The sequence below is a fragment of the Collimonas sp. genome (genome assembly GCF_044339385.1).
Taxonomy (GTDB): Bacteria; Pseudomonadota; Gammaproteobacteria; order Burkholderiales; family Burkholderiaceae_D; genus Collimonas.
Window position 1 is genome coordinate 1 of record NZ_JBIIVN010000025.1, and the last position, 21,633, is coordinate 21,633.

A 21,633-nucleotide genomic window follows, 5' to 3' on the forward strand; every position below is an offset into this window, starting at 1 on the left:
GCAATGGCGCCGATATCGCTCTGCTGCATGATCAGCGATTCGTGACCCATCAGGCCGAACGAAGGCGTGTAGGCATTGCTCAGGTCGGCTTCAAAGCCCGGCAGATTGAGCAGCTTGCCCTTGTTGCAGCGGCCCTCAGGATCGACGCGCAACTTGTAGCTGCGGAAATCCTTGATTTCGTCTTCGGTCAGAAATTCCAGCTTGGTGATGCCGATGCCGTGCTCGCCCGAAATCACACCATCGAGCGAACGCGCCAGCGCCATGATGCGTGCCACGGCGGCATGCGCATCCTGCAACATTTCATAGTGATCTGAATTGACCGGCAAATTAGTGTGGACATTGCCGTCACCGGCATGCATATGTAACGCGACGAACACGCGGCCACGCAGCACGCGCTTGTGGATGGCGCTGCACTCGTCGACAATCAACTTGAACGCGGCACCATTAAATATCTGCCGCAATAACGCCCGCACTTCATGTTTCCAGGAAATGCGGATAGTACGATCCTGCACCACGTCGAACACAGTCGCCTCAGGTTGCTGCAAGAGGCGCTGATCGAACACCAGATCGAGTTTTTCCAGGCCAAGTGCCGACAACTGCGACTTGGCATCACGCAACGGCATATCCAGATGGGCCAGCAGGTAAGTCCAGCGTGCCTGCACCTTGTCGAGCAGTTGCTCGGCCTGGTGCACGCGGTCTTCCAGAATTTCAGCGGCAGGAATATCGTCACCGTCAGCGTCGTCGCCCTTGCCCAGCGGCAGATTGCCCTTGAGTAGGAATGCGCGCAGTTGATCCAGCAATTGCAACTTGTTCTTGCCCGACAGTTCGATATTGATACGCTCGATGCCGTCAGTGTATTCGCCCATGCGATTGAGCGGAATCACAACGTCTTCGTTGATCTTGAAGGCGTTGGTATGTTTGGCGATGGCGGCAGTACGGGCGCGATCCAGCCAGAATTTTTTGCGCGCTTCCGGGCTGACTGCAACGAAACCTTCGCCGACGCGATTGTTGGCCATGCGCACCACTTCCGAGGCCGCATGCGCGACTGCGTTTTCATCGTCGCCGACGATGTCGCCAAACAGCGCCATCTTCGGCAGCACGCCGCGCTTGGACTTGGTGGTGTAGCCGACGGCACGCAGATAGCGCTCATCCAGATGCTCCAGGCCGGCCAGAATCGCCCCGCCCTTTTTGGTTTCGGCATCAAGAAAATCCTTGATCTCGACGATCGACGGAATCGCATCGCGCGCCTGGCCAAAGAACTCCAGGCAAACGGTGCGCGTATGCTTCGGCATCTTGTGCAGAATCCAGCGCCCCGAGGTAATTAAGCCATCGCAACCTTCTTTTTGGATCCCCGGCAAACCGGCCAGAAATTTATCGGTAACGTCTTTACCCAAGCCCTCTTTGCGGAATACGCGACCGGTGATTTCCAGGATTTCAGTCTTGAACGGCTTTTCGCTTGGCCGACCTTTTTCAGCCGGGTGACGCCACTCTAACTGGAAGCGCGCCAGCGGCGTATCGTGGATCTTGCCGAGGTTGTGATCGAGACGGGTGACATCGAGCCAGTCGCCGTTCGGATCAACCATGCGCCAGCTCGCCAGATTATCCAGCGCGGTACCCCACAGCACGGCTTTCTTGCCACCAGCATTCATGGCGATGTTGCCGCCGACGCACGACGCTTCAGCCGAAGTCGGATCGACTGCGAACACGAAGCCGGCTTTTTCAGCAGCCTCCGAGACGCGCTTGGTGACGACTCCGGCACCGGAATAAATCGTTGCATATTCTTTATCTAGGCCTGGCAACACAGCCATTTCGACTGCGCCCAACTGCTCCAGTTTCTCGGTATTGATAACGGCCGACAGCGGCGTCAGCGGAATCGCGCCGCCGGTATAGCCAGTGCCGCCGCCGCGCGGAATGATAGTCAGGCCGAGCTCGATACAACCCTTGACCAGACCGGCCATCTCATCTTCGCCATCCGGGGTCAGCACCACGAACGGATATTCAACGCGCCAGTCGGTGGCGTCGGTTACGTGCGAGACACGCGAGAGGCCATCGAACTTGATGTTGTCCTTGGCGGTATAGCGGCCGAGAATCTTGTTGGCGCGTTTGCGCAGATCGTAGGTCTGACGGAACTCATCGGAGAAAGCGGCAATCGCCTTTCTGGCCGCCGCCAGCAATTTTTCAACATTCTCGCTGCGCTTTTTGGATTCTTCTTCGCTCACAACGTCACCACCCTCGACATGGTCGGTGACGATGCGGCGCTTGTCGACCTCGCTGAGCCGATGATGCAACGCATCAATCAGCGCCTGACGGCGCTTGGGATTATCCAGCATATCGTCTTGCAAATACGGATTGCGGCGTACTACCCAAATATCGCCCAGCACCTCGTAGAGCATGCGGGCGGAGCGGCCGGTCTGGCGCTTGCCCCGCAGTTCGTCGAGCAGACGCCAGGACTCTTCGCCGAGCAGGCGAATCACGATCTCACGATCGGAAAACGACGTGTAGTTGTAAGGAATTTCGCGTAAACGCGTCGGAGTGGCGCCATGCGGCGCGTCTGACAATAATGCCTGGATTTTTACGGGGGCGTTCATTGGTCTATTGGAGTGATGACTGCTTGGCTGCTGCGTGGCGTACTGCCGTTGAACCCGCATTTTAGCTTATCAAGCCATTTCACGATGGCGAGATGCCAAATTTGTGCAGTGCAAGACCAAGAGGATGGGAGATAGCCAAACTCAATATCATTTATAAAAACAATCAATTTATAAAATACAATAGTTTTAAACTACAATCTCTTCATGCTTCATCACTCAACACAACACAACACAACACAACAACCAAGGAACCAACATGTTTAGTCAAATCATTGCAGAAATCGTTGAAAACATTGCCGTCACGCTGACCGATCACGGCCAAAGCAAAACCTGATTCGCCGATTCGAATTGTCACAAGGAGCCAAGCCATGACGCCGGTATCGCTATCGACCAGAAACCCTTACTTCGGCATGTCGCATCTGTTGCGCAATCAATCGTGGCCGCTACGCATGCTGCCGTACGTGATCCCGCTACTGATCACGCCGGCCATGCTGCGCGCGGTGTGACGATTCGACCATTCATCGATGCCACTCGCCGCTTCTATACAATTTGGCGCGATCCCGGCCTCACGCCAGCCAGCCCGCCAGCTTCCGCCAAAAGCCATCCGGCACGTTGAGTAAAAGCCAGACCACCAAAATGTAGCGCAGGAACTTGCCGATCGCCATGTACATGACGGACGGCCAGAACGGCAGCTTGAGCCAGCCGGCCAGGGTGCATATCGGGTCGCCGATACCGGGCAGCCAGCCCAGCAGCATGGTTTTGGCGCCGTAACGTTGCAACCAGCCGAACCAGCGGCTGTCGCGCTCGCGGGCAAAGGCCTGCTTGGCGCCGTATCCCATCCAATAATCGACCACACCGCCCAGCGTGTTACCCAGTGTGGCCACGCATATCACCGGCCAGAACAGCGCGCCGTTGGCCTTGACGACAGCAAACACGGCTGGCTCGGAGCCCATTGGCAGCAGGGTGGCAGCAACAAAGCTGATGAAAAAGACCGAAGTCAGGCCAACCGTGGGCACAGCCAGCGTCTTGAGTAACCATAAAACAGCGGATTCGATCATATGGGCGGTAGCAAAAGGTAAAAGTCAGAGAAAAAAGCGGCAATAAAGCAGCAAGCAAATACCCGGGGGCACAGCGCTGAACAACGGCAGATGCCGCGCCGACAACAAATGCAGCAAGGCAATATTGGGCCGTGATCGAGAAAAGCAAGTGGCGCTTAAAAAGCTGTCCATTATAATGACCGGCTGCTTGTTCCGGCCTGATCCTGTTGCCGGACGCCGCGTCGAGCTTGTTCGGCGCAGCGTTCGACACCCAATTTGACACCAACATGACCACAGACTATTTGCAAAAAATCCTCACCGCCCGCGTCTACGATGTCGCGGTCGAGTCTCCGCTTGAACTGGCGCCGACGCTCTCGCAGCGCATCGAGAACCAGATTTATTTCAAGCGTGAGGATGTGCAAAGCGTGTTCAGTTTTAAATTGCGCGGCGCCTACAACAAGATGGCCAGCCTTACACCGGCCCAGCTCAAGCGCGGCGTCATCTGCGCCTCGGCCGGCAACCATGCGCAAGGCCTGGCGCTATCGGCGGCCAAGCTCGGCTGCCGTGCGGTGATCGTCATGCCGACCACCACGCCGCTGGTAAAGGTAGATGCGGTGCGCGCACGCGGCGGCGAAGTGGTGCTTTTCGGCGATTCCTATACCGATGCTTATAACCACGCGCTGACGCTGGAAAAAAAACTGAAACTGACATTCGTGCACCCGTTTGACGATCCGCACGTAATCGCCGGCCAAGGCACCATCGGCATGGAAATCCTGCGCCAGCACGCCGGACCGATCCACGCCATTTTTGTGCCGATCGGCGGTGGCGGCCTGATCGCTGGCGTCGCCGCCTATGTCAAGGCAGTGCGCCCGGAAGTCAAAATCATCGGCGTACAGACCACCGATTCCGATGCCATGGCGCGCAGCCTGGCAGCCGGCCGCCGCATCACGTTACCGGATGTCGGCCTGTTCGCCGACGGCACCGCGGTCAAGCTGGTCGGCGAGGAAACCTTCCGCCTGGCGCGCCTGTATGTCGATGAAGTGATCCTGGTCGATACCGACGCCGTCTGTACCGCCATCAAGGATGTGTTCCAGGACACGCGCAGCATCCTGGAGCCATCCGGCGCGCTCGCCATCGCCGGTGCCAAAGCCTACGTCGAACGCGCCAAAGGCACGCGCAAGGCGATCAAGAACCAGACCCTGATCACCATCGCCTCTGGCGCCAACATGAATTTCGACCGTCTGCGCTTCGTTGCCGAGATGGCCGACATAGGCCAACTGCGCGAAGCCGTGTTCGCCATCACCATCCCGGAACAGCGCGGCAGTTTCCGCCGTTTCTGCGAGCTGGTCGGGCCGCGCAATGTGACCGAATTCAACTACCGCATCAGCGATGCGAAAACCGCGCACGTATTCGTCGGCGTGCAGACCTCAAGCCGCGATGAGGCCGCCCAGATCGCTAAAAATTTCGAGAAACACGGTTTCAGTACGCTTGATCTGACGCATGACGAACTGGCCAAAGTCCACGTGCGGCATCTGGTCGGCGGCAAGAGTCCGCTGGCTCACGACGAACTGCTGTATCGCTTCGAGTTCCCGGAACGCCCGGGCGCATTGATGCGCTTTCTCGACTCGATGGCGCCGAACTGGAATATCAGCCTGTTCCATTACCGCAGCCAGGGCGGCGACGTCGGTCGCGTCCTGGTCGGGCTGCAAGTGCCAAAGAGAGAAATGAAGGCGTTCCGCGATTTTCTGGCCGGCCTCGGCTACCGCTATTGGGATGAGAGCGAGAATCCGGTCTACAAACTGTTCCTGGGCTGACCGCCTAAGCGAACAGCCCATCAACATGAGCGGAATCTGAAGGCAAATATCGGCCTGGCGACGGTATCTGGCAGAATGTCGGTTTTTAGCAAGATATCAAGCCATGTCCACATCAAATACACCGGACGCGTCGCCGCTCGGCAAATCTTCCGCCTATCAGACCGAATACCAGCCCTCGCTGCTGTTTCCGATCCTCCGCCTCGCCAAACGCCAAGAAATCGGTATCAGCGGCACGCTGCCATTCTTCGGCGTCGATATATGGAACGCTTACGAGGTCTCTTGGCTGAACCTGCGCGGCAAACCGCAAGTCGCTATCGCCACCTTCACGGTGCCGGCCGATTCGCCGAATATCGTCGAGTCGAAATCGTTTAAGTTGTACCTTAACTCGTTCAACCAAACCAAACTGGCCGATGCCGACACACTGCTGCAACTGTTGCGTCAAGACTTGTCAGCCGGTTTCGGGGCACCGGTACATGTAAAGCTGACTCCGGCGCATGAGTTTTCCAGCCTGAAACTGCAAGAGCCGCAGGGCTTGCTGCTGGATCGGCTCGACATTGAGGTAGAGCAGTATCAGCCCGCTCCTTCGCTACTGAAGGCCGACCCCAATCAGATTATCATTGAGGAAACATTAGTATCCCATTTGCTGAAGTCGAATTGCCTGGTAACCGGGCAACCGGATTGGGGTAGCGTTCAAATCCATTACGTTGGCGCCGCCATCGATCAGGAAAGCCTGCTCAAGTATCTGATCAGCTTCCGCGACCACAACGAATTCCACGAACAATGCGTCGAACGCATTTTTATTGACCTGATGCGAAACTGCTCGCCACAAAAACTGTCAGTGTATGCGCGCTATACCAGGCGCGGCGGTCTTGATATCAATCCCTGGCGCAGTAACTTTTCAACGGCACAACCACCATCGAACAACCGCCAAGCCAGACAGTAAAGTCACAAATTGAAACAAATTTTCGTCAAGCAAATATTCAACAAGTGGCAAAATATTAATTTTTTCGTCGTTATACACTACTGCAGCGCTGGCCTAACACTGCCAAATGGCCGCGCCGTCAAGGGCACTCATTCTTATGATCAATTTTTCTCGCTTCAACGCCGTTAAGCGGGCCGCATTCTGTTGCGGCATGGCCGCGGTTGCTGCCATCAGCGCGCCGACCCAGGCTCAGGAAACCCCCGACACCACAGGCTGGTTTAGCAAAACCATCTCGCAAACCAAAGACCGCCTCGATAACATCGTCGAAAACGGCAGCCAGGAAGTGTATCTGTCCGGTTACGTATATCACGGCCGCCACACTTATACACAAGAGCGCATCCGCGAGTTGAACGAAAAAGCCTGGGGTCTGGGCGGCGGCCGCACCCTGCGCAACGACAGCGGCAACGACGAATCGCTATACCTGTTTGCCATCCGCGACTCGCACTTCAAGCCGCAAATCATGGCCGGCTATGTGTATGAATGGGTCTGGAACGTCCCCAAAACACCCGTTGAACTGAGTGCGGGCTACACGGCAATGCTGATGAGCCGTCAAGACTACTTCGGCGGCGTTCCCTTCCCGATTGCACTGCCGGTAGCCGGGATTGGCGTCAAAGGGGCCAAATTCATGGCATCTTATGTACCGCGCCTGTCCTCCAACAAGGGCAACGGCGATGTACTGCTGATGTTTTTTCGCGTCGAGGTCAAATGACAATGACCGGCATGTCGACGCCGATGGTCATCACCGCAAGTTGGTGTTGTTGGCCGGAATCAAGTCTATAATTCAAGGATAAGTGCCATTTACACCGTAGCCTCAAGGAGGCTGACTTGGGCCAAAATCAAGGGAGACGTTGTAGCAGCAACTGCGATCATGTTCATGACCGCAGGCAGCGTAGACTTGAAATTGGTGTTTTTTTGAAACGCCGTGGCAATTTTTAGTGGTGGCTGATAATAATCAGGAGGTTGTTGCAAAAAAAGGATGGCGGACAGATCGATTTCCACCGGATTTTTTGCAGCAATACTTTACAGACAGCCAGCAGTATCGTGCCGCCTACCAATTTGTATTATGACTAATCTTGCAAAAATCCTGCCCGCACAAAATGTGGCGCTGGATCTGGAAGTCTCCAGTAAAAAACGCGCATTCGAACAAGCTGGCCTACTCTTCGAAAACAACTGCGGCATTGCCCGCTCCACCGTCTCCGACAATCTGTTTGCACGCGAGCGCCTGGGTTCGACCGGCCTCGGCCATGGCGTGGCAGTACCGCATGGTCGCGTCAAGGGATTGAAAGCGCCGCTGGCAGCTTTTGTGCGCCTGGCCGAACCGATTCCATTCGAATCGCCGGACGGCCAGCCGGTCAATCTGCTGGTATTCCTGCTTATCCCTGACAACGTCACTCAGCAGCACCTCGAAATCCTCTCGGAAATCGCCGAAATGTTTTCCAGCGACACCTTTCGAGCTATCCTCGCAACCGATCCTGATCCGCTGTCGGTGCACTCCCATATCGTCGCCTGGCAGCCCATGGGCACAGAAAATGCGACATAATTTGGGCTACTAGCACGGCGGATGGTGCCGCTGCCGATCGGCGACATTGCCACGTCACACTTAACCACGTCAGACGCATACCATGCCCTCATCCACGCCCCTATCGATTCAGCAACTGTACGACGAAAACCGCGAATCGCTGCAGTTAGGCTGGTTTGCCGGGTTTCCCGGCGGCGAGCGGCTGATTTCCGGCGACGCCGCCTCGGCGGCCGACCAGGTCGGTCACTTGAACCTGATCCACCCGGGGCGGATTCAGGTATTTGGCCATCAAGAGACCGAATACTACAAACGCCTGTCCGCCACATCACGCACCTACCAGACGGCCGAACTGGTGGCCGGAGCGCCACCCGCGTTCATCATTGCGCAGGGTTTGGCGACGCCGCCGAACATCCTGGAAGTTTGCGACGAAAAGAATATCCCTTTGTTTTCTACGCCGCTGCCAGCAGCGCAGGTGATCGACTACCTGCGCGTCTACCTGTCGAAAAAACTGGCGCAACGCATCACCATGCATGGCGTATTCATGGATGTGCTTGGCGTCGGCGTGCTCATTACCGGCGAGTCCGGGCTGGGCAAAAGCGAACTGGGGCTGGAATTGATTTCGCGCAGCCACGGACTGGTGGCCGACGATGCGGTCGAATTCGCGCGGATTGCGCCGAACATGATCGAAGGCCGCTGCCCGCACTTGTTGCAAAATCTGTTGGAAGTGCGCGGCCTGGGCTTGCTTGATATCAAGACCATCTTCGGCGAGACTGCGGTGCGCCGCAAGATGCGCCTGAAACTGATCGTACACCTGGTCCGGCGTGCCACGCTGGAAGAAAACTACGAGCGCCTGCCGCTCGATGCCCACACCCAGGAAGTGCTGGGATTGCCGATTCGCAAAGTCATCATCCCGGTGGCCGCCGGCCGCAATATCGCGGTGCTGTTAGAAGCCGCGGTGCGCAACACCATCCTGCAACTGCGCGGCATCGACACGCTTAAAGATTTCATTGCACGCCAGCGCTTGGCGATGGATAGCGAAAGCGATTTATAAGCCCTTGTCGACAGAGCGCCCGGTAAAAGTTTAAGAGTCACCCGAACGCGGTGCATACAGTGCCCCTGCGAGAGCATACCCAACTGAAGATTGGCGGGGCTAAAGCTCAGGCTAAGGCTAGGCCAAAAAACTTGCTCTACGCAGATCCGCGCCAGCATCCCATGCTACCGATCCCTATAGTTACGGTATCATTGAGCGATGCGCATAATTCTTATCACCGGGATCTCCGGCTCCGGCAAATCCGTCGCTCTTCGCGCACTTGAAGACGCGGGTTATTTTTGCGTCGACAATCTGCCGCCGATACTGTTGCGAGAACTGGTGGCGGCGCGCCAGCATGAAGGTGCGCAAATGCTGGCTGTGGCCACGGATGCCCGCAGCGCCGATTCGCTGGCGGGACTGGCTTCAGACATCCAGCAACTGAAAGCTCAGGGACACGACGTCAAGGTATTTTTCTTGACGGCTCAGACAGAATCACTGATCGCGCGCTTTTCCGAAACGCGGCGCAGCCATCCGCTGTCGCACCGTCTCCTGCCGGGGCAACATCCGGGTGACCGCCTGACGCTGACCGAATGCATCCTGAATGAACGCGAGATGCTGGTCGACATCGAAGGTCTCGGCCATGCGATCGACACCTCAGACGTCAGCGCCAACCGGCTGCGCAGCTGGATCAAAGATCTGGTCGATACCGAACCGGCGCCGCTGACGCTTTTGTTCGAATCGTTCGCTTTCAAGCGCGGCGTGCCGCTGGATGCCGACCTGGTATTCGACGTACGGATGCTGCCGAACCCGCATTACGATGCCAAACTGCGGCCTTTGACCGGGCGCGATCCGGCAGTAATCTCGTTCCTTGAGAACCTGCCGCAAGTCACCGACCTGCTCGACGACATCCGTAATTTTGTTGAAAAATGGCTGCCTTCGTTCAAGGACGACAACCGCAGCTATCTGACGGTGGCAATCGGCTGCACCGGTGGCCAGCATCGGTCAGTTTATATGGTGGAACAACTGGCTCAATACTTTCAGTTGTCCGAGCGCGTGGTGCGTCGCCATCGCGAACTCGGTTAACGCCGGCGATCATTGCCGCCGCTCTCCATTCCGACGCGTCGTTGATACGACCTCCTTGCCATGCCTGACAATCAATCCTGGATTCCATTGTTTCCGCTCAACACGGTTCTGTTCCCAGGCGGCGTGCTGCCGCTCAAGGTATTTGAAACACGCTATATGGACATGCTGCGCGAGTGCATGAAACACCAACGGCAGCAGTTCGGCGTGGTGTTGATCAAATCGGAACAAGAAGTGGGAGCCGCAGCCGAACCGGAGGATTTCGGATGCCTGACGCAGATCGTCGAATGGGACATGCAAGATCTGGGGGGTAATGATGCTACGCACGGTTGGCAGCCAGCGCTTTCGCATACTGCAACGGCGGGTATTGGCAGATCGGCGGCAGGAAGCACAGATAGAACTGATCACAGCCGATCGGCCCGGCAAGCCGGACCAGATACACCTGGATTGTGCCGCGCTGCTGAAGCTGGTGATTGACGATATCAACACCCAGGGTCGCACCGCGCACGGCTCCGACTACGCTAGCCCGTTTGCCGTACCGCTACAATTTAACAACGCCGGGTGGGTCGCCAATCGCTGGTGTGAAATCCTGCCGATCCCGTTGAAAGCGCGCCAGGCGCTGCTGGAAACGATCGATGGCAATCAACGGCTGGGCATCGTGCATCAATATCTTTTACAGCACGACATCATCTAGCGCCATTGGGCGGGCGCGTTTCCATCCTCTCGTTCGACAATCTGATTCTGCACTTTCGCTTCAGGCAAACAGATCGGCTGCGCGAAATATTTCCAACAATAATTTCTTGACCGGGGCTGGCAGCGGCGCGTCGGCCAGACGCTCGGCCGGGTACCAAACCTGGCCAGCTTCGGCCACAACCTGGGCACGGCGCGCCAAGGTAATCTGAAATGGTGATATCTGCAATTTGAAATGCGTGAACACATGGGTGAACGGCCGCAGCGCCTCGCACGAAGCAACCTCGCCGATTGCTGCCGTTGCCCGTGCGACAGCAAGCTCCAGATTGTCGCCCGGCGTAATTTCAGGCAGCGACAGCAAGCCGCCCCAAATGCCGCTATCCGGCCGCTGCTCCAGCAGGACCTGGCGCTGATCGACAATCACCAGCATGGTGCTCTGTTTTTCAGGAATCGCTTTCTTCGGCTTGCGCACCGGTAGCAAGCCGACCCGATCCGTAGCGAGTGCAACGCAGCGCTGCGCCAGCGGGCAACGATGACAAGACGGCTTGCCGCGCACGCAAAGGGTGGCGCCGAGGTCCATCAAACCCTGCGTATATGATTCCACGCCCTGCTCCGGCAGCAATGCCACGGCGCGGCGCCACATGGCGTCTTCGATCGGCTTGGCGCCGGGATAGCCATCGATCCCGAATACCCGCGCAAACACGCGTTTGACATTACCATCAAGGATCGCCGCTCGCGCGCCATATGAAAAGGCGGCAATCGCCGCCGCGGTGGAACGGCCGATGCCGGGCAGGTCTTGTAACAAGGCCGGATCGTTTGGGAATACGCCACCGTATTGCGCTACCACCCGCTGCGCGCAGCGCTGCAAATTACGGGCACGGGTGTAGTAGCCGAGGCCGCTCCAGTGCGCCATTACCTCTTCGCTCGGCGCTGCGGCCAGCGATTGAACATCGGGAAATCTCACCAAAAACCGCTGGTAATACGGAATGACGGCGGCCACCTGAGTCTGCTGCAGCATGATTTCCGACAGCCAGACGCGGTAGGCATCGCGTGTCTGCTGCCACGGCAGCGCGTGACGGCCGTGCTGCTGTTGCCATGCGATTACCGTCGCAGAAAAAGATGGATCGACAAAATCATTTGGCGCAAGATTGGCTCTGGCTTGGCTCTCGGTAGGACAAAGAATCTTCAATGCTGTCTCACAAAATAGGTTGTATCTGCAACACCCGGGCAGAAAAACCTGGCCGCTGTCGGCCGCTTAAATATGCACACCGCAAGCGATGGCTCAGGCCGCTTTCATCGCCGCCGGATCGGAGTCCAGTACGCTCTTTAACTCGTTTTCCAGCGCTGTCAGGGTATTTCTTTGCGCAATCAATTCACCTTGCAGTATCTCTACCGCTTGAATCTTTTCTTCCAGGCTGTCGATCGCTGCGTGCACCCGCTCAATCGATTCGGTGCGTTGCCTGAGCTGCGATTTGTGCGCGCGAATCTGTCCCTCCAACGGCGCCATCACTACCTTGAGCCAAGCATCGACATCACGATTGGCCTGCAGGAAACTTTGCTTGACCTGCGAGGCGATCGAGTCAAAGAATTTCTGCATCAGCACTACCTGGCTGGTCTTGAGCAGCGTCACTGTGCTGAACTGGCGATGATAAGCGATTTCGATGACCTTGATTTCGTCGCGATACTTGTCGAGCGAGAATGGCATCGGCTTCGACAATGCCAAGCCGTGTTCAGTCGAAAATTTACGGTACATGATGGTCATCATTTCCGAGATTTCATCGGTCTTCTGCCCTGACAGGGTCAGGTTTTCCTGCGCTCTGTCAAAAAAATTCTTCACCGCGTGGCGAAAGCCGGCAGTGAACATGCTGCCCTCCATGGCTGCCCGCGTCTTGCGGATTTCTTCCTTCAGCAAACCCATACCGAGCGTGGTAAAGACGTCAGCCGACAGACGCGCAAAGACCATGCGCGTGCCTTGCAGCTTGAGCAGGCTTTCATCGAACTCCTTTTTTTCGATATCGATGCGCTTTATCATATGACTGATGATCGATGCATTTTTACCGCGCAAGCTCTTCAATTCCAGCAACTGCTCAACCACACTGCGGATATGCGCTGACATGAGCGCCTGCTTGGACACGATCAGGTCGTGGATGTCACCGATCAGTTGTGCGCGGATGATCTCGCGCTTGCCGAGTATCAGCTGGTGCGACAGTGCATTTTCCAATGCCGGCAGGCGACTGCGCTGTAACAGCCCGGGTTCAGCGTTGATCTTGCCGACCAATCCCTTCTGGGCCGAGACCGGATAGACCTGTGCTTCCGACAAACCCAGCGTATGCGCCACACTAGATACCTGCTTGCTGATCTGCTGCTCGACTTCAAACGGCGAGCGCAGTTCATCCCACATGCTGTCGATCTTGTTGAGCACAACCATGCGGCCGGCGCCGTTACCGATATGATGACGCCAGACATCGATGTCGCTCTTGGTGACGCCGGTATCTGCAGCCAGAATGAACAACACCGCGTGCGCGTTTGGAATCAGGTTGAGCGTCAGTTCCGGTTCGGTACCGATGGCGTTCAAACCCGGCGTGTCGATAATCACCAGGCCTTCTTTCAACAACGGATGCGGGAAGTTGACGATGGCGTGACGCCACTGTGAAATCTCGACTCTGCCCGAGTCGTCAATGACGATTCCGGCATCGGGATCGTCTTCGTCATACAGGCCATAGCGCTTGGCATCTTCCAGCGGCACCCACTTACCTGCTTGAAGGCTTCCAGCATGCCGTCGCTCGACGAGGTATCCAGCGGCAGCACGGTCCAGAGGTGATGTGCGCCTTTGTAATCGCTGGTCGATTGCGATTCCGCCCGGGTTTCTATCGGCAGCAGACGAATACACGGCGGGAAGGTTTCGTCATACAGCAGCTCGGTCGGGCACATGGTGGTGCGCCCGACCGCCGAAGGCAAGATGCGCTGGCCGTAATCGGCGAAGAAGATGGCGTTGATAAGCTCCGATTTTCCGCGAGAGAATTCGGCGACGAAAGCAATCGACAATTTATCGTCGGTCAGGCGCGTCAGTGCCCGGCTGATGCGCTGTTCGCTGGCAGCGTCCGCCAGTTTCGAGGCGCGGGCCCAGGTCTGGTAACGCCGCAACGCGCTGGCCACGGCAGTACGCCACTCGCTGTGTTCCTGGGATGCTTGAACTAGATTGCCCACTATCTCTCTCGCCTCTTCTTTTGAATGCTTATTTCTGACATTTTTTGCAATAAAACGTCGAGCGCTGCCCCTGCTTTATCTGCGCAATCAACGTACCGCATTTTCTACAAGGCAACCCAGCACGATCATAGACGAAATAGTTCTGTTGAAAATAGCCGGATTGACCATTCACGCCAATAAAGTCGCGCAAAGTGCTACCGCCCTTTTCGATTGCGGCAGCAAGAATTATCCGAATGGCATCAGCCAACAGCGCATAGCGCGCCAGACCGATGCGATGTGCCGCGGTTTTCGGATTGATGCCGGCCCTGAACAGGCTTTCCGATGCATAAATATTGCCGACTCCGACCACGATGTCGCCAGCCAGCAGCACCTGTTTGATCGGCGCGGCCCGGTTGCGCGTCTTTTGATACAGGATTTGCGCGGAAAAAACCTCTTCCAACGGCTCCAGCCCCAAGCCCGCCAGCAAGACATGCTGTTCCACCGGGCCATCTTCAGCGGCATGCCAGAGTACCGCGCCAAAGCGGCGCGGGTCCGACAAGCGCAGCACTTGGCTGCCAACCGCCAGATCGAAATGATCATGCTTTTTGGGCGCGGTACCGGCATCGAGAATCCGCAGATGGCCGGACATGCCGAGATGGATGATCACGGTGCCATGGTCGAAACCCAACAGCAGATATTTACCGCGCCGACCAATGCCGCGTATCGTGCGGCCGGCGAGCAGCGTCGGCAGATCCGGCGGAAACGGCCAGCGTAAACCGGCATGGCGGAAGGTGACCGCAGTGACGGTGCGCCCTTCGAGATGCGGCGCAACGCCGCGTCGGGTCACTTCTACTTCTGGAAGTTCTGGCATGATTCAAAAAAATAAATAATTGCAAACGACGTTTAACAGCAACCGTAAGGTGGGCAAGTGTTATTGCCCGCGCATTACCCTCGCGCTATCCGGATCAGATTGCCAACCGATGATTCGGTAATGCGATTGGGATAGGAAATGGGGATAGGGATAGCGTGAAGGCACGATTAACTACTTTACTAAAACCTGTGATTGTCTAAGAAAAAACCTGAAAAGCCTTGAAATTTCGTCGCAGTGCGGGCAAATCGTTTTAGTCGCCGCCAAGCTTACAAGCCTCGCACAGATGTTGCCTGCGCTTCGCGCAACAAATCCCACACCCTCCTCTGCGCATTGCACTCTGGTTGGGCGTAAAATCGGGGCTAAACCTCAAAACGGCAATCCGCTTTGATACCGAAAAAGCGGCCGCGAATTTCAGGGAAATGACCAGGGATCTGTTTTCAGATCCATACCAATGCTTGCCAAGCCAGGATATCTCTTGAAAAAAGCCCTTGCCATTGTAATGCTCTCTTCCTTGTTGTCGGCTTGCGCCGGCGTCAAACCTGGCAATGACGCCACCGATGCCGCGTCGACAGCGACCACAGCGAAAGCCACGACCACAGCGGCTTTGCCCGCCGCGGCTGTCGGCTCCGATCAGTTGGCCGCGCGCAAACTTGCGCCCCGGGCGATGCCGGTCAAGCCGCCGGAAGAACATCTGCCCGCAGTCCCATTGACCAAGGAATTGCTGTTCAAGGTACTGAGTTCAGAGATATCTTTTCAGCGTGGCAACTGGCAATCCGCCTATGTAACGCTGCTGGGCGCCGCGCAGCAGACACGAGACCCGCGCCTGGCGCGGCGCGCTGCCGAAATGGCGCTGAGCGCCAAACAAGCCAACGAAGCACTGGTCGCCATTCGCCTGTGGCGCGAGCTGGCGCCTGACTCGGAAGAAGCCACCCAGTATTATCTCGGCTTCATCATGCTCAGCAATAATCTGGCAGAAGCCAAGCCGATTCTTGAGCAACGCCTGAAAGATGCGCCGCCGCAGGCGCGCGGTGTCGCGATGCTGCAAATCCAGCGCCTGCTGGTGCGGGCGCAGGATAAGGAAGCTGCATTTGCGCTGCTTGAGCAACTGGTGGCACCGTATCTCTCCACCTCGGAAGCGCATCTGGCGCTGGCACAGGAAGCGTTTAGTAGCGGCAACAGCATCCGGGCGCGCGAGGAAGCGCAGATCGCGTTGAATCTGAAGCCGGACTCTGAACTGGCGATCCTGACCAGTGCGCAAGTCGCCGCCGATAACGACGAACTGGAGCGCCTACCGACCAACTTCCTGAAGCAATACCCCGGTTCGCGCGAGGTGAGGGTAGCGTATGCGCGTACGCTGATCGATCAAAAGCAATATGAAAAGGCACGCAGCCAGTTTGAAATCCTGCTTAAAAGCGACAAACAAGACGCCACCACGCTGCTGGCGCTGGGCCTGCTGAACGCACAGATCGGCGACCTCAAGGCTGCTGAACGCTACCTGACGGCATACCTTGACCAATTGAGCCAGCATCCGGACGAATCGCGCGACACCACCCAGGCGCTGCTGATCCTGGCGCAAATCGCCTCTGATCGCAACGATACCGATGCCGCACTGAAATGGCTGTCGCAAGTGGAGCCGGGCGACGCTTATCTGGATGCCCAGCTGCGTCGCGCGCAATTGCTGTCCAAGCGCGGCGATATCGCTGCGGCACGCAAGGTACTGGCTGAGATTGAAACCAACGGCGATCGCGAAAAGACCCAGGTAACTCAAGTAGAAGCGCAATTGCTGCGCGACGCCAATCAACCGCAAGAGGCATTCAAGGTTCTGGAAACCGCCCTCAAGGCCGATCCCAACAACGGCGATCTTCTGTACGACTATGTCATGACGGCGGAAAAACTCAACAACCTGAGCACCATGGAAATCGCGCTACGCAAGCTGATCGCGCTGGCACCGCAAAACCAGCAAGCGTATAACGCCTTGGGCTATTCGCTGGCCGATCGCAATACCCGCCTGCCGGAAGCGCTGACGCTGATTCAACAAGCACTGGCGCTGGCGCCGCATGATCCTTTCATCGTCGACAGCATGGGTTGGGTGCAGTACCGGCTCGGCAATCTGGATGAAGCGGAATCGCAATTGCGCAATGCCTACACCTTGCTGCCCGATCCCGAAATCGGCGTGCATCTGGGCGAAGTCCTTTGGGTCAAGGGACAAAAGAGCGATGCGCAAAAATTCTGGCGCGAGGTACAACGCAAAGATCCGCAAAACGACAGCCTGAAAAGCACCTTGGCGCGGCTGCGAGCGACGCTATGATGCGCCGCTCGCGTAATACGGCAGGTACGGCAAGTCGCGCCGGGCGGGCGGCGCTGACGGCGCTGGCCATCGCCGTCAGCGTCAGCGGTTGCAGCAGCTTTCTGCCATCCAACAATCGCAGCACTGCGGATGCGGTCAGCGGCAGCGCGCGCCAATACCATCAGTTGATCGATGTCAGCGGCCGCTTGTCGGTGCGCTATGAACAAGACGGCAAAGAGCAAGCCATACACGGCAATTTCACCTGGTCTCAAAACAACCAGGATACCGTGGTGACGCTGCTATCGCCGCTCGGACAAACTCTGGCCACCATCAATATCGGCGTCGATAAAGCGACGCTGGCGCAAGCCGGCCAACCGTTGCGTAGCGCCGGCGATGTCGATTCATTGACGGTACAGACGCTGGGCTGGCCGTTGCCGATCGCTGGTTTGCGCGACTGGCTGCAAGGCTTCGGCAGCAACGCCGCAGGCCAGCGCTTCGTCGCCACGCCAGCCACCGATACCTATGACGTCACCACCGCGGACAACTGGCGTCTTCAATATGCCAACTGGCAAAACCAGGAAAACGCCGCCGAAAGCTATCCAAAGCGCATCGACCTGGCGCGTAATACCAAGCAAGCAGGTGACGTTGCAATCCGCATCGTCATCGATAGCAGACAACCACGTTAATCTGCCATGACGCGCACGCTGAACAACTGCCCGGCTCCGGCCAAACTGAATTTATTTCTGCACGTTACCGGGCGCCGCCCGGACGGCTATCATCTGCTGCAAACCGTATTTCAGTTGGTCGACTTAAGCGACCTACTACATTTTGAAGTGCGCCAAGACGGCCTGATCCGACGCAGCACCGACATTGCGGGCGTGCCCGAAGAGAGCGACCTGATCGTGCGCGCTGCCAGATTGCTGCAATCGGCGATACAAACTAAAGACAAGATCTCGGCAATTCCGCCAGGTGCAAATATTTCTATCGAAAAAAAATTGCCGATGGGCGGCGGCCTGGGTGGAGGATCATCCGATGCCGCCACCACACTGATGGCGCTGAATCACCTCTGGCAAGGCAGCTTGACACGCGAGGAGTTGATGGCTTTGGGGCTACAACTTGGTGCGGATGTGCCGTTTTTTCTGTTTGGCAGAAATGCATTTGCAGAAGGAATCGGAGAATCGCTGCAAAAGCTTGACACCCCTGCCCTATGGTTCGTTATAATTCAGCCCGCCGTAGCAATTCCGACAGAAATAATTTTTTCATCTTCGGAATTGACACGGGATACAAAACCCGTCAAAATGACGCACTTTTCGATAGCTAGCAATAAGCTGTTCGGAAAAAACGATTTGGAACCCGTAGCTGCCATGCAGTTCCCAGAAGTTGCAAATGCCATCAAATGGCTCAGCAATTATGGAGATGCCCGAATGACAGGATCAGGTGCTTGTGTTTTTTGCGGATTTTTGCAAGAAGACCAAGCTGACAAAGTACTAAAGTTAGTACCGAGTCACTGGAAAGCATGGAAAGCCAAGGCGATGCAGAAACATCCGCTCGCAGGGTTGTTGGATCGTTGAAGTAAGTAGCACAGAATTCGGTTTAGCATCAGATTCAAGCGCATCATGCAGTACCTGCGCGGATTTATGGTATACAACAAGTTGCGTAGGGGAATCGCCAAGCTGGTTAAGGCACTGGATTTTGATTCCAGCATTCCAAGGTTCGAATCCTTGTTCCCCTGCCATTAAACAAGGCAATAATGCCCAGCAGCAAATAGCATCAGAGCGGCAGTCAGATTAAGCCGCATCAAAACACAAAAACAGCACACAGCAAACACATAAGCCGCCAACGCAAGACTGAACAGTCTGGCATTGTCGGCTTTTCAAGTTTTTAACGACAGTATTCAGGAATCTCCATGGCAAACGAAAACCTGATGGTTTTTACCGGCAACGCAAACCCGGAACTAGCTATTGGAGTTGCCAAGCAACTCGGAATCCCGCTAGGAAAAGCCAACGTTACCAAATTCTCTGACGGCGAAGTCATGGTCGAGATTAACGAAAACGTGCGTGGCAAAGACGTATTCGTGCTGCAATCGACTTGCGCACCGACCAATGACAACCTGATGGAAATCATGTTGATGGTCGATGCCCTGAAGCGCGCTTCAGCAGGCCGCATCACCGCGGCGATTCCTTATTATGGTTACGCACGCCAAGACCGTCGCCCACGCTCGGCGCGGGTTGCGATTTCGGCCAAGGTTGTCGCCAACATGTTGCAGGAAGCTGGTGTCGAACGCGTCATCATCATGGATTTGCATGCTGACCAGATTCAAGGTTTCTTCGATATTCCGGTAGATAACATCTACGCGTCGCCAATCTTGCTGGGCGACCTGGTAAGCAAGAATTACGATGACCTGCTGGTCGTCTCGCCGGACGTCGGCGGCGTGGTTCGCGCCCGCGCGCTGGCAAAACGCCTGAACTGCGACCTGGCGATCATCGACAAGCGTCGTCCAAAGGCGAATGTATCGGAAGTCATGAACATCATCGGTGAAGTCGATGGCCGCAACTGCGTGATCATGGATGACATGGTCGATACCGCCGGCACCCTGACCAAGGCCGCCGAAGTATTGAAAGAGCGCGGCGCCAAGAAAGTGGTTGCTTACTGCACGCATCCGGTCTTGTCTGGCCCGGCCCTGCAGCGTATCGTCAATTCGCCGCTGGATGAACTGGTGGTGGTTGACACCATTCCGCTGTCGGCAGAAGCCAAGGCCTGCGGCAAGATCCGCCAGTTGTCTTGTGCCGAGTTGCTGGCAGAAACGTTTAAGCGCATTACCAAAGGCGATTCGGTGATGTCGCTGTTTGCCGAGTAATTTTTGTTCTGCGTAGTTGCCGCCTACGTGGTTGCACCGTTTTATTTAGTCAGTTGAGGACAGAGTGGTATCGGCAGTGCAATTGAACGTACTGCGGCGCCCCATAAACTCTGCCCCACAATTGTTTTGAACCCTCTGGTCGCGGAGGGTTTTTACCGCCGGATTTATCCGGCACACAATGGAGCTTCAAAATGAAAGTAATCGCATTTGTACGCAAAGAGCAGGGGACCGGAGCGAGCCGCCGCCTGCGCAATGCTGGCCAAACACCAGGTATCGTTTATGGTGGTTCCGAAGCGCCGGTCAATATTTCGCTGGACCACAACGCGCTGTACCACGCGCTGAAAAAAGAAACTTTCCACTCCTCGATCCTCGACCTCGAAATCGACGGCAAGGTACAGAAAGTTCTGCTGCGCGACTTCCAGGTCCACGCATACAAGCAACTGGTCCTGCACGCTGACTTCCAGCGCGTCGACGCCAAGCAAGCGATCCACGTTAAAGTGCCTCTGCACTTCATCAACGCAGAAGTCGCTCCTGCGGTGAAGCTGTCCGGCGCGATCATCAGCCACGTTTTGACAGAACTGGACATCTCCTGCCTGCCAGCAGATCTGCCAGAGTTCGTCGAAGTCGATCTGACCAGCATCGAAGTCGGCCACTCGATCCACCTGGCTGACCTGAAGCTGCCGAAGGGCGTTGTTGCTGTATCGCAAGAAAACCTGACGATCGCGACGGCATCGATTCCAGCCGGTAAAGTTGAAGCTGATGCGTCTGCCGCAGCAGCACCAGCTGCTGACGCTGCTGACAAGAAGTAATTCATCGTCGTCTTTGCCGGAGCCGATCCTGGCTGGAAAACCCGCCCTTCGTGGCGGGTTTTTTATTGCTGCCGAGCGGCCCGGGAAGAATTCACGCTGATTGGACGGCAGCATGCAATATCCGCGATAATCGGCGCTATTGCTGGATCAGTCTGGAACTGGGTGTGCCCTGCCCCGGTCGCGCCAGAGAAAAAAGAGAAAACACCATGTCCATCCGTCTCATCGTCGGCCTTGGCAACCCCGGCCCGGAATACGAACAAACGCGCCACAACGCCGGTTTCTGGCTGATCGACAACCTGGCCAACGATCTCGGCCGCAAGCTGGCGCGCGAATCCCGCTTCAACGCGTTCGCCGCCAAGGCCAGCATCGCCGGCCAGGAGGTATGGCTGCTGGAGCCGCAAACTTTCATGAACCGCTCCGGCCAATCGGTGGGTGCCATCGCGCGCTTTTACAAGATCGCCGCCGATGAAATCCTGGTGGTACACGATGAACTGGATCTGCCGCCTGGCAGCGCCAAGCTGAAAAAAGGCGGTTCTTCCGGCGGTCACAACGGCTTGAAAGATATTACGGCGGCGCTTGGCACCCAGGATTACTGGCGTCTGCGGCTTGGTATCGGCCATCCGCGCACGTTGAACCTGCAGCAGGTGGCGGCTGATTTCGTATTGCATCGCCCACGCAAAGACGAGCAACAGTTGATCGACGATGCCATCGCCGCCAGCCTGAAGATCGTCCCCGCGCTGTGCGAAGGAAAATTCGAAGCAGCAACGATGCAGTTGCATACCGCGGCTAAGAGACGGTTTCATAAAGGCTGCGATGCCTGCTGAAGTTTGCTCCAGCAGATCAGACTGCAGCCAAGTTTAAGGAATGCTTGATGAATATCAGC

General features: G+C 56.5%; 19 protein-coding genes, 1 tRNA gene and 2 pseudogenes. 16 read left to right on the forward strand and 6 right to left on the reverse strand.

What is annotated here, in order from left to right; all coding sequences use genetic code 11:
- A partial coding sequence (locus tag ACIQ0R_RS03275; protein ID WP_395823630.1) for a DUF3683 domain-containing protein occupies positions 1–2,588 on the reverse strand: 2,588 nt, incomplete at its 3' end.
- Between the two features lie 368 nt (positions 2,589–2,956).
- On the opposite strand from ACIQ0R_RS03275, the gene ACIQ0R_RS03280 reads away from it, so the two are divergent.
- A complete protein-coding gene (locus tag ACIQ0R_RS03280; protein WP_395823632.1) occupies positions 2,957–3,094 on the forward strand; it encodes a hypothetical protein in 138 nt (45 codons plus the stop codon).
- Between the two features lie 60 nt (positions 3,095–3,154).
- Here the strand turns inward: ACIQ0R_RS03280 and ACIQ0R_RS03285 are convergent, their stop codons facing one another.
- The gene (locus tag ACIQ0R_RS03285) at positions 3,155–3,646 is read right to left on the reverse strand and encodes a YqaA family protein (protein ID WP_395823634.1); all 492 of its coding nucleotides are present in this window, start codon (positions 3,644–3,646) and stop codon (positions 3,155–3,157) included.
- A 266-nt stretch (positions 3,647–3,912) separates the two neighbouring features.
- Between ACIQ0R_RS03285 and ilvA the strand changes: the two genes are divergently transcribed.
- The 3 genes from ilvA to ACIQ0R_RS03300 all read left to right on the forward strand — a co-directional run bounded on the left by ilvA (position 3,913) and on the right by ACIQ0R_RS03300 (position 7,130).
- Positions 3,913–5,439: a threonine ammonia-lyase, biosynthetic gene (gene ilvA, locus ACIQ0R_RS03290; RefSeq protein ID WP_395823636.1), complete on the forward strand. Its 1,527-nt coding sequence runs from the start codon at positions 3,913–3,915 to the stop codon at positions 5,437–5,439.
- A 103-nt stretch (positions 5,440–5,542) separates the two neighbouring features.
- Positions 5,543–6,382 carry an NADPH-dependent 7-cyano-7-deazaguanine reductase QueF gene (gene queF / locus ACIQ0R_RS03295; protein WP_395823638.1) on the forward strand — a complete coding sequence of 280 codons (840 nt, stop codon included), beginning with the start codon at positions 5,543–5,545 and terminating at the stop codon, positions 6,380–6,382.
- Between the two features lie 136 nt (positions 6,383–6,518).
- Complete coding sequence (locus tag ACIQ0R_RS03300) at positions 6,519–7,130, forward strand: hypothetical protein (protein ID WP_395823640.1); 612 nt, start codon at positions 6,519–6,521, stop codon at positions 7,128–7,130.
- Between the two features lie 89 nt (positions 7,131–7,219).
- On the opposite strand, the gene ACIQ0R_RS03305 is transcribed toward ACIQ0R_RS03300, so the two are convergent.
- Positions 7,220–7,420 carry a hypothetical protein gene (locus ACIQ0R_RS03305; RefSeq protein WP_395823642.1) on the reverse strand — a complete coding sequence of 67 codons (201 nt, stop codon included), beginning with the start codon at positions 7,418–7,420 and terminating at the stop codon, positions 7,220–7,222.
- Between the two features lie 64 nt (positions 7,421–7,484).
- On the opposite strand from ACIQ0R_RS03305, the gene ACIQ0R_RS03310 reads away from it, so the two are divergent.
- The 5 genes and pseudogenes from ACIQ0R_RS03310 (at position 7,485) to ACIQ0R_RS03330 (ending at position 10,744) form a co-directional block, all read left to right on the forward strand.
- A complete protein-coding gene (locus ACIQ0R_RS03310) occupies positions 7,485–7,961 on the forward strand; it encodes a PTS sugar transporter subunit IIA (RefSeq protein WP_395823644.1) in 477 nt (158 codons plus the stop codon).
- A gap of 82 nt (positions 7,962–8,043) precedes the next feature.
- Positions 8,044–8,991, forward strand: coding sequence for an HPr(Ser) kinase/phosphatase (hprK, locus tag ACIQ0R_RS03315; protein ID WP_395823646.1), 948 nt, complete (start codon positions 8,044–8,046; stop codon positions 8,989–8,991).
- Between the two features lie 198 nt (positions 8,992–9,189).
- Positions 9,190–10,053 (forward strand): RNase adapter RapZ, encoded by an 864-nt coding sequence (gene rapZ / locus ACIQ0R_RS03320; RefSeq protein WP_395823648.1) that lies wholly within the window; start codon positions 9,190–9,192, stop codon positions 10,051–10,053.
- 60 nt (positions 10,054–10,113) lie between these two features.
- A pseudogene (locus ACIQ0R_RS03325) lies at positions 10,114–10,290 on the forward strand (LON peptidase substrate-binding domain-containing protein); the annotation flags it as partial.
- A gap of 76 nt (positions 10,291–10,366) precedes the next feature.
- The gene (locus tag ACIQ0R_RS03330) at positions 10,367–10,744 is read left to right on the forward strand and encodes an LON peptidase substrate-binding domain-containing protein (RefSeq protein ID WP_395823650.1); all 378 of its coding nucleotides are present in this window, start codon (positions 10,367–10,369) and stop codon (positions 10,742–10,744) included.
- Positions 10,745–10,804: 60 nt separating this feature from the next.
- On the opposite strand, the gene mutY is transcribed toward ACIQ0R_RS03330, so the two are convergent.
- The 3 genes and pseudogenes from mutY to mutM all read right to left on the reverse strand — a co-directional run bounded on the left by mutY (position 10,805) and on the right by mutM (position 14,797).
- Entirely contained in the window at positions 10,805–11,923 is a 1,119-nt protein-coding gene (gene mutY / locus ACIQ0R_RS03335) for an A/G-specific adenine glycosylase (protein ID WP_395823666.1), read from the reverse strand.
- A gap of 99 nt (positions 11,924–12,022) precedes the next feature.
- Positions 12,023–13,947, reverse strand: a pseudogene (locus ACIQ0R_RS03340) (dynamin family protein).
- 28 nt (positions 13,948–13,975) lie between these two features.
- On the reverse strand, positions 13,976–14,797 hold the full coding sequence (mutM, locus tag ACIQ0R_RS03345; RefSeq protein WP_395823652.1) for a bifunctional DNA-formamidopyrimidine glycosylase/DNA-(apurinic or apyrimidinic site) lyase: 822 nt from the start codon (positions 14,795–14,797) through the stop codon (positions 13,976–13,978).
- Between the two features lie 475 nt (positions 14,798–15,272).
- Here mutM and ACIQ0R_RS03350 point away from each other — a divergent pair, with 475 nt between their 5' ends.
- From ACIQ0R_RS03350 to pth, 7 genes are all read left to right on the forward strand, one after another.
- Positions 15,273–17,105, forward strand: coding sequence for a tetratricopeptide repeat protein (locus ACIQ0R_RS03350; protein WP_395823654.1), 1,833 nt, complete (start codon positions 15,273–15,275; stop codon positions 17,103–17,105).
- Complete coding sequence (locus tag ACIQ0R_RS03355; protein WP_395823656.1) at positions 17,102–17,770, forward strand: lipoprotein insertase outer membrane protein LolB; 669 nt, start codon at positions 17,102–17,104, stop codon at positions 17,768–17,770. The genes ACIQ0R_RS03350 and ACIQ0R_RS03355 overlap by 4 nt, the downstream gene beginning before the upstream one ends.
- Positions 17,771–17,776: 6 nt before the next feature.
- Positions 17,777–18,655 (forward strand): 4-(cytidine 5'-diphospho)-2-C-methyl-D-erythritol kinase, encoded by an 879-nt coding sequence (gene ispE / locus ACIQ0R_RS03360; protein WP_395823658.1) that lies wholly within the window; start codon positions 17,777–17,779, stop codon positions 18,653–18,655.
- Positions 18,656–18,742: 87 nt separating this feature from the next.
- Positions 18,743–18,819: transfer RNA gene (locus ACIQ0R_RS03365), tRNA-Gln, on the forward strand.
- Between the two features lie 171 nt (positions 18,820–18,990).
- Complete coding sequence (locus ACIQ0R_RS03370) at positions 18,991–19,941, forward strand: ribose-phosphate pyrophosphokinase (RefSeq protein ID WP_395823660.1); 951 nt, start codon at positions 18,991–18,993, stop codon at positions 19,939–19,941.
- Positions 19,942–20,132: 191 nt separating this feature from the next.
- A complete protein-coding gene (locus ACIQ0R_RS03375; RefSeq protein WP_395823662.1) occupies positions 20,133–20,750 on the forward strand; it encodes a 50S ribosomal protein L25/general stress protein Ctc in 618 nt (205 codons plus the stop codon).
- Between the two features lie 206 nt (positions 20,751–20,956).
- Positions 20,957–21,574 carry an aminoacyl-tRNA hydrolase gene (gene pth, locus ACIQ0R_RS03380; RefSeq protein ID WP_395823664.1) on the forward strand — a complete coding sequence of 206 codons (618 nt, stop codon included), beginning with the start codon at positions 20,957–20,959 and terminating at the stop codon, positions 21,572–21,574.
- Positions 21,575–21,633 lie beyond the last annotated feature (59 nt).

Bases quoted from the DNA above. Each gene is read 5' to 3' on its own strand.
- mutM (WP_395823652.1), bottom strand. From the start codon at position 14,797: ATGCCAGAACTTCCAGAAGTAGAAGTGACCCGACGCGGCGTTGCGCCG.
- ACIQ0R_RS03285 (WP_395823634.1), bottom strand. From the start codon at position 3,646: ATGATCGAATCCGCTGTTTTATGGTTACTCAAGACGCTGGCTGTGCCC.
- ACIQ0R_RS03280 (WP_395823632.1), top strand. From the start codon at position 2,957: ATGACGCCGGTATCGCTATCGACCAGAAACCCTTACTTCGGCATGTCG.
- ispE (WP_395823658.1), top strand. From the start codon at position 17,777: ATGACGCGCACGCTGAACAACTGCCCGGCTCCGGCCAAACTGAATTTA.
- pth (WP_395823664.1), top strand. From the start codon at position 20,957: ATGTCCATCCGTCTCATCGTCGGCCTTGGCAACCCCGGCCCGGAATAC.
- ACIQ0R_RS03355 (WP_395823656.1), top strand. From the start codon at position 17,102: ATGATGCGCCGCTCGCGTAATACGGCAGGTACGGCAAGTCGCGCCGGG.
- ACIQ0R_RS03330 (WP_395823650.1), top strand. From the start codon at position 10,367: ATGCTACGCACGGTTGGCAGCCAGCGCTTTCGCATACTGCAACGGCGG.
- ACIQ0R_RS03375 (WP_395823662.1), top strand. From the start codon at position 20,133: ATGAAAGTAATCGCATTTGTACGCAAAGAGCAGGGGACCGGAGCGAGC.
- ACIQ0R_RS03300 (WP_395823640.1), top strand. From the start codon at position 6,519: ATGATCAATTTTTCTCGCTTCAACGCCGTTAAGCGGGCCGCATTCTGT.
- queF (WP_395823638.1), top strand. From the start codon at position 5,543: ATGTCCACATCAAATACACCGGACGCGTCGCCGCTCGGCAAATCTTCC.
- rapZ (WP_395823648.1), top strand. From the start codon at position 9,190: ATGCGCATAATTCTTATCACCGGGATCTCCGGCTCCGGCAAATCCGTC.
- ACIQ0R_RS03310 (WP_395823644.1), top strand. From the start codon at position 7,485: ATGACTAATCTTGCAAAAATCCTGCCCGCACAAAATGTGGCGCTGGAT.
- ACIQ0R_RS03370 (WP_395823660.1), top strand. From the start codon at position 18,991: ATGGCAAACGAAAACCTGATGGTTTTTACCGGCAACGCAAACCCGGAA.
- ilvA (WP_395823636.1), top strand. From the start codon at position 3,913: ATGACCACAGACTATTTGCAAAAAATCCTCACCGCCCGCGTCTACGAT.
- hprK (WP_395823646.1), top strand. From the start codon at position 8,044: ATGCCCTCATCCACGCCCCTATCGATTCAGCAACTGTACGACGAAAAC.